The 11,281-nt window shown below is 72.8% G+C and carries 12 protein-coding genes; 8 read left to right on the top strand and 4 right to left on the bottom strand.

Annotation, left to right across the window (positions count from 1 at the left end):
• Positions 1-11: 11 nt before the first annotated feature.
• The gene (locus H291_RS0113270; protein WP_020015490.1) at positions 12-701 is read right to left on the bottom strand and encodes a TetR/AcrR family transcriptional regulator; all 690 of its coding nucleotides are present in this window, start codon (positions 699-701) and stop codon (positions 12-14) included.
• Between the two features lie 60 nt (positions 702-761).
• Here H291_RS0113270 and H291_RS0113265 point away from each other — a divergent pair, with 60 nt between their 5' ends.
• The 5 genes from H291_RS0113265 (at position 762) to H291_RS0113245 (ending at position 6,306) form a co-directional block, all read left to right on the top strand.
• On the top strand, positions 762-1,202 hold the full coding sequence (locus H291_RS0113265) for a DUF952 domain-containing protein (RefSeq protein ID WP_020015489.1): 441 nt from the start codon (positions 762-764) through the stop codon (positions 1,200-1,202).
• Positions 1,203-1,278: 76 nt separating this feature from the next.
• Positions 1,279-2,823, top strand: coding sequence for an AAA family ATPase (locus H291_RS34190; RefSeq protein ID WP_020015488.1), 1,545 nt, complete (start codon positions 1,279-1,281; stop codon positions 2,821-2,823).
• A gap of 6 nt (positions 2,824-2,829) precedes the next feature.
• On the top strand, positions 2,830-3,981 hold the full coding sequence (locus H291_RS34185) for a helix-turn-helix transcriptional regulator (protein ID WP_020015487.1): 1,152 nt from the start codon (positions 2,830-2,832) through the stop codon (positions 3,979-3,981).
• Positions 3,982-4,048: 67 nt separating this feature from the next.
• Positions 4,049-5,554: a multicopper oxidase family protein gene (locus H291_RS0113250; protein ID WP_020015486.1), complete on the top strand. Its 1,506-nt coding sequence runs from the start codon at positions 4,049-4,051 to the stop codon at positions 5,552-5,554.
• Positions 5,555-5,613: 59 nt separating this feature from the next.
• Positions 5,614-6,306, top strand: coding sequence for an SRPBCC family protein (locus tag H291_RS0113245; protein WP_020015485.1), 693 nt, complete (start codon positions 5,614-5,616; stop codon positions 6,304-6,306).
• A 63-nt stretch (positions 6,307-6,369) separates the two neighbouring features.
• On the opposite strand, the gene H291_RS0113240 is transcribed toward H291_RS0113245, so the two are convergent.
• Positions 6,370-6,801, bottom strand: coding sequence for a MarR family winged helix-turn-helix transcriptional regulator (locus H291_RS0113240; RefSeq protein ID WP_026365716.1), 432 nt, complete (start codon positions 6,799-6,801; stop codon positions 6,370-6,372).
• Positions 6,802-6,956: 155 nt separating this feature from the next.
• Here H291_RS0113240 and H291_RS0113235 point away from each other — a divergent pair, with 155 nt between their 5' ends.
• A complete protein-coding gene (locus H291_RS0113235; RefSeq protein ID WP_020015483.1) occupies positions 6,957-7,469 on the top strand; it encodes a DUF6790 family protein in 513 nt (170 codons plus the stop codon).
• Positions 7,470-7,485: 16 nt separating this feature from the next.
• Here H291_RS0113235 and H291_RS0113230 read toward each other — a convergent pair whose 3' ends face one another.
• On the bottom strand, positions 7,486-8,703 hold the full coding sequence (locus H291_RS0113230; protein WP_020015482.1) for a cytochrome P450: 1,218 nt from the start codon (positions 8,701-8,703) through the stop codon (positions 7,486-7,488).
• A 94-nt stretch (positions 8,704-8,797) separates the two neighbouring features.
• On the opposite strand from H291_RS0113230, the gene H291_RS0113225 reads away from it, so the two are divergent.
• Both H291_RS0113225 and H291_RS29985 read left to right on the top strand, forming a co-directional pair.
• Positions 8,798-9,286 (top strand): MarR family winged helix-turn-helix transcriptional regulator, encoded by a 489-nt coding sequence (locus H291_RS0113225; protein WP_020015481.1) that lies wholly within the window; start codon positions 8,798-8,800, stop codon positions 9,284-9,286.
• A gap of 65 nt (positions 9,287-9,351) precedes the next feature.
• The gene (locus H291_RS29985) at positions 9,352-10,065 is read left to right on the top strand and encodes a YdcF family protein (RefSeq protein WP_198012465.1); all 714 of its coding nucleotides are present in this window, start codon (positions 9,352-9,354) and stop codon (positions 10,063-10,065) included.
• 22 nt (positions 10,066-10,087) lie between these two features.
• On the opposite strand, the gene H291_RS0113215 is transcribed toward H291_RS29985, so the two are convergent.
• On the bottom strand, positions 10,088-11,218 hold the full coding sequence (locus tag H291_RS0113215) for an SLC13 family permease (RefSeq protein ID WP_020015479.1): 1,131 nt from the start codon (positions 11,216-11,218) through the stop codon (positions 10,088-10,090).
• Positions 11,219-11,281: the final 63 nt, after the last annotated feature.

The following is an 11,281-nucleotide window of genomic DNA, read 5'->3' as shown; positions in this document are numbered from 1 at the left end:
AGACCCACAGATCACTTGGGTGACCTGTGGGTCTGACACGTGAGTACGACGCCGAGGGCGCGGCGCGCGTGGGCGCGTGCTTCCGTGCGGGACGGCGCAGGGGTGAGCCCGAGCAGGCGCTTCCGGTGCGGTTCGCCGAGCAGGAGCGTGTAGAGGGCCTCCGCGGTCGCGCGCGTGGCGTCGCCCTGGGGCGCGAGGCTCGCGGCGAGCACCTCGATCGACCGGGCCGGGCCCCGCTCGTAGAACATGGCCGCGAGCTGCGGGAGCTGGCGCGACTCGGCGATGACCAGCCGGTGCAGCGTCACGGCGTCGTCCCCGTGCAGGATGTGCACCATCCGGGTGGCGAGCTCCTCCAGGTCCGCGCCGTCGTGGACCGCGGGCCGCTCGTGGGCGTGCAGCCGCTCCACCGCGGCGAAGAACAGCCCCGTCTTGTCCGTGAAGTGGCGGTAGACGGTCCGCTTGGTCGCGCCCACGGCGAGCGCCACCGCCTCGATGGTGGTGCCCGCGAACCCGCGCTCCGCGAACAGGCGGACGGCGGCCTCGATGATCTCCGCCCGGCGGGCGTCGACGTCCTCGCGGCGAGGGCGGCCGGGGCCGCGCCGCGGTTCTCCGCCGGCGGTGCGTGCTGCGCCGGGCACTGTGTTGTCGGGCTCTGTGGTGTCGGGCTCTGTGGCGTCGGTCTCGTCGTCGTCGATCCTCACGGCAGTAATGATACGTTGCCGTTTCATTGAAGGCGATCTCATGGATACGGAGGACGGTCGATGGCCGAGGAACGACTGCTGCACGTGGCGTTCAGCGACGACTGGGAGGCGTGCGAGCGGTTCGGGGAGTACGACGTCGCGACCCGCAGCACGCTGTTCGACGACACCGGGTACCTGCACGCCACCACGGCGGAGGCCCTGCCGGCGGTGCTGCGCGACGTCTACGGCGACGCCTCCGAGCCGCTCGTGCTCGCCGTGATCGACGAGGCGGCCCTCGCGGCGCAGGGCATCACGGTGCGCTGGGAGGCCGGCGCCGGTCCGGGTGGCACCGCGGCGCCGCGCATCGAGGGCACGCTGCAGATGGACCGCGTCACCGTTCCCGCGGTGCTGCCCGTGCCACGGGGTGCCGACGGGTGGGTCGCCCCGGACCTCGACGGGTGGAACGTGCGCCGGACGGCGCCGCCCGGCGTGAGGTCCACGGGGTACGTGTCGCCGGCCTGAACGGCCGCCAGGACGGCCTCGGCCCGGGACGAGCCGCGGCTGTGTGGCACGGGTGGCGCTCGCTAACCTACGCCCCATGCGAACGCCCGCGACACCCGCGCGTCAGCTGTTCGGCCGCGAGCCGGAGGCGCGGCGCCTGGCCGAGCTGACCGCCGCAGCACGCGAGGGCCGGGGCGGGGCGCTCGTGCTCCGGGGCGAAGCGGGTATCGGCAAGACCACGCTGCTCGATCACGTCGAAGGCGCGGCCGCCGGACACCGCGTGGTCCGCGTCTCCGGCGCGCAGCTGGAGGCCGACCTCCCGTTCGCGGCCCTGCACCAGCTCTGCCTGCCCCTGCTCGACCATCTCGCCGACCTCCCCGCCCCGCACTGCGAGGCGCTCTCCGGAGCGTTCGGCCTCGCCGACGCGGCGCCGGGCGTCCTCCAGGTCGGACTGGCCGCACTGGGGCTGCTCGCGGCCGCAGCCCGCGAGCGTCCCCTCGTGTGCCTGGTCGACGACGCCCAGTGGCTCGACGCCGACTCCGCCGGCGTGATCGCGTTCCTGGCCCGGCGAGTCTCCGCCGAGCCGGTCGCGATCGTCCTCGGTGTCCGCCTGCCCGACGAGGCGACCGCGCTGGACGGCCTGCCCGACCTCGTCGTCGGCCCGCTCGGTGACCCGGACGCGCGGGCGCTGCTGGCGGCCCAGACGCACGAGGTGCTCGACGAGCAGGTCCGCGACCGGCTCCTGACCGAGGCCCGTGGGAACCCGCTCGCGCTGCTCGCGCTGCCCCGCGCCGGGGGGTTCGCCCAGCCCGACGCCGCCTCGGCCCCGAACCGCGTCGAGCGTGGTTTCGCCGCGGTCCTGGCCCGCCTGCCGGACGACGCCCGCACGCTGCTCACGATCGCCGCCGCCGACCCGACCGGCGACCCCGCGCTGCTGTGGCCCGCCGCCGAGGCGGCCGGCCTCGACCTGGAGGCCACCGGAGCAGCCGCCTCCGCCACCGGCCTGATCGAGTTCGGGACCCGGATCCGCTTCCTCCACCCGCTGGCGAGAGCCGTGGCGTACCAGACCGCGGGTCTGCCCGAGCGGCGTCTCGCACACCGGTTGCTCGCCGACGTCACGGACCCCGTCACCGACCCGGACCGGCACGCATGGCACGGCGCGCAGGCCGCGGCCGTGCCCGACGACGACCTCGCCACCGCCCTGGAGGACTCCGCCTCGCGGGCCCAGGCCCGCGGGGGCGCAGCGGCAGCCGCGGCCTTCCTCGAACGCGCCGCGGAGCTGACGCCGGACCACGGCCGGCGCACCGCACGAACCCTGGCCGCGGTCCGGGCACAGCTCGACGCGGGCGCCGCCGACCGCGCGTCCGGGCTGCTCACGGCCGCCGACGGCACCATCGTCGACGAGCTCGGGCGGGCCGAGGCCGACCTGCTGCGCGGGCGCATCGCGTTCGTCCGCACGGGCGACGGCGACGGCCCGGCCCACATGCTGCGCGCCGCCGCACGCCTCGCCACCATCGACCCCGAACGATCACGCGCGAGCTATCTCGAGGCCCTGGAGATGAGCCTCCTGGTCGGCCGCGCCACCGGAATGATGGACCGCGTCCTGCGCGAGGCGCACGCGTCATCGACGCCCGCCCGCTGACCCGACGTGCTGGACGCCCTGAACGTACTGGCCGCCGAGGGCCACCGCGCCGGCGTACCACTGCTGCGCGAGGCCCTCGACGGCGCGGACGGAGCGATGTGGACCCGGCACCCGGCGCTCGCGGTCGTCCTCGCGTCCGAGCTGTGGGACCCCGACCTGCACGCGACGATCGTCGAGTGGCTGCTCAAGGACGGTCGCGCGTCGGGGTCGCCGCTCGTCCTGCGGCTGGGGCTTGCCCAGGTCACCTCCGCGGCCGCCTTCGCGGGGGACCTGGACCGGGCGACGTCGGCCGCCGCCGAGGAGGAGGCCGTCGCGGACGCGACCGGCGGGCCCCAGATCATCTACCACCGGGTGCAGCTCGCCGCGATGCGCGGCCGGCGTGACGAGGCGGTCGCCCTGTTCGAGGCGGTGACCGCCACGGCGGGCAGCGAGGGCCAGCTCGTCGCCAACGTCCACTGGGCCAGCGCGGTCCTCCACAACGGCCTGGCCGACTACCGCACCGCGCTGGCCGAGGCGCGCCGCGCCGTCGACCTGGACGACCTCTTCATCGCCGGGTTCTCCCTGCCCGAGCTGGTCGAGGCCGCCGTCCGGTGCGGCGAGCACGACGTCGCCGTCGACGCGCTCGAGTCCCTGACCGAGCGGACCGAGGCGAGCGCGACCACCACCGGCCTGGGCATCGCCGCCTACGCCAGGGGACTTGTCACCGGGATCGAGGAGCACTACCGGGAGGCCGTCGACCTCCTCGCCGACAGCCCCCTGCTGCCGTACCGGGGACGGGCCCACCTGCTGTACGGCGAGTGGCTGCGGCGGGAGGGCCGCAGGCGTGACTGCCGGCCGCACCTGCGGACCGCGCACGAGCTGTTCTCGGGGGCGGGCATCGAGGCGTTCGCCCGGCGCACGGCCGACGAGCTGCGCGCCACCGGCGAGACGGCGCGCAGCCGGTCGGGCCACAGCCGGGACGAGCTCACGCCGCAGGAGCTGCACATCGCGCGGCTCGTCGCGACCGGCGCGACGTCGAACGAGGTGGCCGCCCGGCTCTACCTCAGCCCCCGCACCGTCGAGGCGCACCTGCGCAACATCTTCCGCAAGCTCGGGATCAGCTCGCGCAGGCAGCTGCGGGACCGCGCCGACCTGGTCGGCGGCACGACGTCCGACTGAGGCCGACCGGGTACCTACGTAGTTCCTACCGACGCGATGACCTGGGCCGATACGAGAAGTTCCTCCCATGGAACGACGCACCGTCCTCAAGATCCTCGGAGTCGGCCTCGGCGGGGCGCTCGCCCTCGGCGGAGGCGGACTGGGGATCTACTACGCGGCCGCCCGGCGGGACACCGCGGGAAAGATCGACCTCGACACCCCGCTCCTGATCCCGCCTGTTGCCGAGGCCGCGGCCGGAGCCGCGGGGGCGCTGAGCTTCGCGCTCGGCGTCCAGGCCGGTGAGACCCAGTTCAAGGACGGGACGCCCACCCGCACCTGGGGTGTCAACGGCACCTACCTCGCCCCGACGATCCGCGCCCGCCGCGGTGAGAGCGTGGAGCTCGCCGTGCACAACGGCCTGGACCGGGAGACCTCCCTGCACTGGCACGGCATGCACCTGCCCGCGGCCATGGACGGCGGGCCGCACCAGCCCGTGGCAGCCGGGGAGACCTGGACGCCGCGGTGGACCGTCGACCAGCCGGCGGCCACGCTCTGGTACCACCCGCACGTGCACGGTGCGACGGCGGACCACACCTACCGGGGCCTGACCGGCCTGTTCATCGTCGACGACGACGAGGCCGACGCACTGGGCCTGCCCGCCACGTACGGCGTCGACGACGTGCCGATGATCGTCCAGGACCGGGCGTTCGACGGCGACAACCAGTTCACGGAGCGCATCCCGCTGGCGGGCTCGCTCGGCGTGATCGGCGACGAGATCCTCGTCAACGGCACCATCGGACCGTACTTCGACGTCACCACCCGGCTCGTCCGGCTGCGGTTGCTCAACGGCTCCAACGCGCGCCTGTACAACTTCGGCTTCTCCGACGACCGCTCCTTCGCGTTGATCGGCACGGACGGCGGCCTGCTGGCCGCGCCGTGGGAGACGAACCGGCTGTACCTCTCGCCGGGTGAGCGTGCGGAGATCGTCGTGGCGTTCGAGCCCGGCGAGACCGTCGACCTGCGCTCGTACCCGTCGCCGGACTACGGCGGCGCGTCCGGGCGGCTCGACGGCTTCGCCGACCGGCTGGACATCTGCCGGTTCCGCGCCGCCGACACGCTCGCCGACGAGACCACGCTGCCGGCGGCGCTGGGCGCGGCGCCCGACCTGGCCGACGCCGACGTGGCGGCCGAGCGCTCCTTCGTGCTCGCGTCGGACCAGATCAACGGCCGGTCCATGGCGATGGACCGCATCGACTTCGGCGTCCGCGAAGGCACCGTCGAGGTGTGGGAGGTCACCAACGACAACGGGTACATCCACAACTTCCACGTCCACGACGTCCAGTTCCAGGTGCTCACCGTCGACGGCGCCGTACCCCCACCCCACCTGCGCGGCTGGAAGGACACCGTGCTGCTGGCCCAGGGGAGCGGCTACCGGCTGGCGATGCGGTTCAGCGACCACACCGACCCGGACGTGCCCTACATGTACCACTGCCACCTGCTGCAGCACGAGGACGACGGGATGATGGGCCAGTTCGTCGTCCTCGAGGAGGGCCAGGACGTCGGCGTCGTCGCCGCACGGCACGACCACGGCTGACGTACCCGCTGCCCGGATCCGCACCGCTCGAAGCACCACCACCCGAACCGAGGACTGACATGACCGTCTCCAGCACGCCCCGCCACGCATCCCGCACCGTCGCCGCGCTCGCCACCGTGATCGGGACGGCTCTCGTTGCCGCCGGGTGCTCCGGGCCGCAGGACCACGACACCGAACCCGACGCCCCCGCGAGCGCGTCAGCTCCGGCGGCGGACGCCGAGGCGCCGGCCGCCGGCCAGGAGTGTGCCGGGCAGGGCATCGACGACTCGGCCGCCATCACCAGCTCGACCGACATCCTGATCGACGCCCCGCTCGACCACGTCTGGGACGTGCAGACCGACGTCGAGTCCTGGGACGAGTGGCAGGACGCGGTCCTGACCGTCGAGCGCCTCGACGCGGGCGACCTCGCGTCCGACTCGCGGTTCCGCTGGACCACGCCCGTTCCCGAGTCGGACTTCGCCCCTGCGGACACGCTGTCGATCACGTCCGGCGTGCAGGAGCTGGAACCCGGCGTGTGCGTCCTCTGGCAGGGCCCCGCCGTCGGGGAGTCGATCACGATCGACCAGGGCGTCCACCTGTGGACGTTCACCGCGACGGACGAGGGCACGCTCGTGCACACGGAGGAGTCCTGGGACGCCGAGATCCTGGATGCGCTCGAGGGACCGGACCACGAGGCCGTCGCGGGCATGCTCGGGGGCGGTCTGGAGATCTGGCTGCAGGCACTCAAGAGCGAGGCGGAGAAGCAGGCATGAGGGCCCGCGTGCGTCTGGGTGCCCTCACCAGCGCCACGAGCCGCGAGCCGATTCCGCCGGTGGTCAGGCGTCGGCTTCCTTGACGAGCTCGGTGAACCGCCGCAGCAGGTCACGCAGCTCGGTGACCCGCTCCGGGGTGAGCTCGGCGAGGATCGCGTCGTTCGAGCGCAGGGCCGCCTCGTTGATCGTGGCGAGCGTCGACTCCCCGGCGGGTGTCAGCCGCAGCAGTGGTGAGGTCTTGTGATCGGGGTTCGGCCGGGGCTCTATCAGCCCCTCGGTGGTGAGCTCGTTGGTGAGCCTCAGGATGTGCTGGCGGCTGACTCCCAGCCGCCGTGCGACCTGGGGCACCGTGAGCGGAGCCGTGCCAAGGGTCCAGAGCGTCTGCCAGCGCGCCTGGGTCTGCCCCGCGCGGGCGGCGATCGCCTCACCGAGCCGTCGGCCGGCGCCGGCTGCCTCGAACAGCTCGGCGAAGAGATGCTCCATTCCGGTGGCCATGCCATGCAATCTACCAGTTCGACACCTACGCACCAAAAGCGATCGCGAAATCAACCTTGACACCTAGTTGTCATCGGGTGACGCTGGTGCGATCAGGCGGCCTGGGCGATCGGCATCGATCCCACATCACCCCCAACGGAAGGGCAGGCCACGTCATGGCCACTTCACCGACGGGCGCCGCTGCCACGACGCAGCCCCCCAAGACCTCCCGGATCGGCGGGCTGCTGCCGTTCATCGGCCTCATCCTCTTCGTCGTCGCCACCATCGTGCAGTTCGCCGGCGGAGCGGGCGCGGACTGGGGGCCGACCCTCGTCGCGAACGCCGTCACCTACCTGATCGGCTGGGCGGGCGTCGGGGCGGGCATCTCGCACATCTTCTTCGGTCGCAGGATCTCCCGCACGATCGGCTTCCAGCAGAGCCCCTACGAGCTCGAGGTCGGGTTCGCCGACCTCGCGATGGGCATCGTGGCGCTCCTCGCGAGCGGGTACGCCCCGGAGTTCTCCCTCGCGGTGATCCTGATCAGCGCGATCTTCCGGGTCGGCTGCGGCATCGGCCACATCCGGTCGATGGTGCAGGACCGCAACTTCGCCATCAACAACACCGCGATCCTGTTCATCGACTTCGTGGTCCCGGCGTTCCTCGTGACGGCGTACTACCTCTGGGTGTGACCCGGGCCCGGCGTGGTCACCAGCGGACGGGAACCTCCCGCAGGCCGCCGACGACGAGACCCTCGATGCGGGTCAGCTCGCTGGTCGGGACGGCCAGCTCGAGGGTGGGCAGCCTGCGCAGCAGCACCTCGAGGACGACCTGGAGCTCGGTGCGCGCGAGGGCCTGGCCCAGGCAGGAGTGCGGCCCGGCGCCGAAGATGAGGTGCTGGTTGGGGCTGCGGCCCAGGTCCATCTGGTCCGCGTGGTCGAAGACGGTCTCGTCCCGGTTGGCGGCGGTCTGGCTGCACACGACGGTGGTGCCACGCGGCAGGGTCTCGCCGCCGATCTCGACGTCCTCGGTGATGAAACGGCGCAGGCCGAAGCCGAGGTTGGTGTCGAAGCGCAGCGACTCCTCGACGGCGGTCCGGACCAGCGCGGGGTCGGCGACGAGCTGCTCCCAGCGGCTGCGGTCGGCCAGGAGCAGGGCGACCATCTTGCCGATCATGTTGGCGGTGGTCTCGTGCCCGGCCACGAGCAGCCCCATGGCGGTCCCGAGGATCTGCTGGTCGGTCAGCCCCTGACCGTCCTCCGCGGAGTCCTGGATGAGCATGCTGATGATGTCGTCGGCGGGCTGCTCCCGCTTGGCGGCCACGTGCCCGGCCATGTACCGCACGAACTCGGCCTGCGCCCGGTCGGTCTCCTCGCGGGTGAACCGGTTGATGCTGAGCAGAGCGTCGGACCAGTGGGAGAACCGGTCCCGGTCCTCCGGGGGCACGCCGAGCATGTCGCAGATGACGTACACCGGCAGCAGGAACCCGAGGTGGGCCTTGAGGTCCGCGGGCTTGCCGGACGCGATCATCTCGTCGACGAGCCGGTCGGCGATCTCGGTCATCCCGGGGCGCAGGGCGGTCATGCGCTTGGCGGTGAACCACTTGCCCACGAGGCGGCGCCACTGCTGGTGCTCCGTGCCCTTGGCGGGGACGGCGAGCGCGCTCGTCTCGTTCGACGCCACGGCTCCGCCCTCGCCGTCCGGCACGATCCGGGCGGAGTTGTCCTGCGCCGTCGGGCGGACGAAGCGCGCGTCGGTCAGGAGCTGCCGGACGTCGGCGTGCCGGGTGAGCAGGGTCGCGTGGTCGCCGCTCGGCAGCTCGATCCCGGCGACGGGGCACTGCTTGCGCAGCCGCTCCCATTCCTCGGGGGCGTCCAGGGCGCCGTCGTAGGGCAGCGGGTAGCGCAGGGAGGGTGAAACCGTCATGGTGATGCACGCTACACACGCCGTGCATGGTGCACAAGCAGTGCATCATGCAATCGCTGGGCATGGTGCACAACGGCTGCCGTATCCTGGCCGCATGCAGACGCGGGAGCCCAGTTCGCCCGACACGGACGCCCGGCAGACCGGGGAGCGGATCGAGCGGGAGCTGATGATCCTCACCCGGCAGCGGGAGATGACCGTCCCCCACCGCCTGGCGGGCGTCGAGGGGCTGGACCGCAGCGCCTACGTGCTCCTGAGCCGGATCGAGGCGCAGGGCCCCATGTCGGTGACCGACCTCGTCGATGCGTTCGGCCTCGCACCCTCCACGCTCACCCGGCAGACCGCCGCCCTGCTCAAGGACGGGCTCGTGGAGCGCACCCTCGACCCGGACGGCGGCATCGCGCGCAAGTTCCGCATGACGCGCAAGGGGCGCGAGATGCTCCGGGCGAACCGCGAGGTCGTCGTCGACGGGATCGCCCGGGTGGTCGCGGACTGGACCCCCGAGCGGCTCGACGGCTTCATCGCCGACCTGCGCCAGTTCAACCAGGACATCGAGCAGATCACGGGCCGGCCCTGGCCGCGGTAGCCCGGCGCGTCGACGTGGGCGGGAACCTGGCGACCTTCACGAAGATCCTCTTCATGGTTGCGGGGGTGCTTCTGATCTGCGACGCGCTGCTCGTCGCAGCGATGATCAGCGTGAACACCGGTGTCATCGCGGCGTTCGCGATCGGCGTCGGCTACCTGCTCTACGGGCTGTCTCACGAGAAGGTCCGGGCCCGGACCAGCAGCGGACTCCCCAAGGCGCTGCGAATCTCGCTGCTGGTCGCCAACGCGGCGGTCATCCTCGCCATCTCGTCCGTCGCGGCCCTCGGCAGGGTGGACACCGTCTCGTACGACGAGGACGCCGTCGTCGTGCTCGGCACCGCGATCAGGGGTGAGACCGTCACCCCGCCGCTGCGGGAGAGGCTGGAGACGGCGGTCGAGTACCACGCGGCCAACCCGGACGCCCTCGTCGTCGTCTCCGGAGGGCAAGGACCCGGGGAATCCATCACCGAGGCGCTCGCGATGCGGAGATTCCTGGTCTCGGCGGGCATCCCCGAGAGCGCGATCGTTACCGAGGACGAGTCGACGAGCACCCACGAGAACTTCGTCCACACGAAGAGCCTGCTGGACGCCCGGCTGGGGGAGCGGTACAGCACGGTCTTCGTCACGAACGACTACCACGTCTTCCGGGCGAAGGAGCTGTCCCGGATCGCGGGTCTCGACAGCGCCTCGATGCACGCCGCGACACCGTGGTACACCGTCCCGGTCGACTACGTGCGGGAGTCGTTGGCGGTGGTGAAGCTGCTCGTCCTGCGGGAGTGACCCGTGCGTCGTCCGTCGGGCGTCAACCGCCGACGACGGCCAGTGCCAGGGCGGCCAGGGCCACGGTGGGCACGGCCGCGACCAGGCCCCAGGCGGCGAAGCGCCCCCAGGGGACGTCGACGCCGAGCGCGACCACCCGCTGGTGCCACAACAGCGTCGCCAGCGAGGCCCACGGCGTGACCAGCGGGCCCAGGTTCACGCCGATCAGGAGCGCCATCAGCACGACCGGGTCGCCCGCCGCGATCGGCTCCAGCACCAGGTAGGCGGGCAGGTTGTTGATGCCGTTCGCGGCCAGGGCACCGAGCCCCGCGACGCGCAGCAGCTCGCCCGGACCGTGGCCCGCGCCGGTCACCGCCGTCAGCAGGGCCGTGAGGCCGTGGGCGTGCGCCGTCTCGACCAGGACGAACAGCGACCCGGCGATGCCGAGGGCCTGCCACGGGACCAGCGCGGGCCGCAGGGCGCTCCGTCGTCGGACGAGGAACAGGACGGCGAGCGCGACGGCGGCGGCCGTCGCGGGGACCCATACGTGCGGCGTGAACGCGAGCAGCGGCAGCAGCACCAGGAGCACCAGCGCCGCGCCCCAGAACAGCACCGGGTCGGTGGGGACCCGCTGCGGCGGGACCTGGTAGGCCGAGAACAGGACGCCCCGGTACCGCAGGGTCAGGATCGCGACCGGCACCACGACGCCGACGACGGCCGGCGCCCAGCTCAGCGCGAGGAACGCGGAGGGGTGGTCGCCGATCGCCGGCGCGGCGAGCAGGTTGGTCAGGTTGGAGACCGGCAGGAACAGCGACGCCGTGTTCGCCAGCCAGATGGTCGCCAGCGCGAACGGCAGGGGCGAGATCCCGATGCTCTGCGCGAGCAGCACGACGAGCGGCGTCAGGATGACCGCGGTGGTGTCGAGCGAGAGGAACACGGTGCTGACCACGGCCAGCAGCACCACCCACACCCACAGCACGACCATCCGCCGCCGGCCCCAGCGGCCGAGGAGCTGCGCGAGCACCTCGAACACCGAGGCGTCGCGCGCCAGCTCGGCGACGATCGTGATGGCGACGACGAACCCGAGCACCGGGGCGGTGCGCGCGGCGACGGCGCGCGCGTCCTGGGCGGGCAGCAGGCCGGTCAGCACGCAGGCGGCCGCGAGAACGACCATCGCGAGGACGACCCAGGTGCCCGGACGCACTGCGGTGTATCTGGCGTTCACGCGCTGAGCATA

This window comes from Promicromonospora sukumoe 327MFSha3.1, assembly GCF_000385135.1.
Classification (GTDB): Bacteria; Actinomycetota; Actinomycetes; order Actinomycetales; family Cellulomonadaceae; genus Promicromonospora; species Promicromonospora sukumoe_B.
The sequence above is the reverse complement of the archived record's forward strand: the minus strand, read 5'-3'. Positions and strand labels throughout refer to the sequence as shown.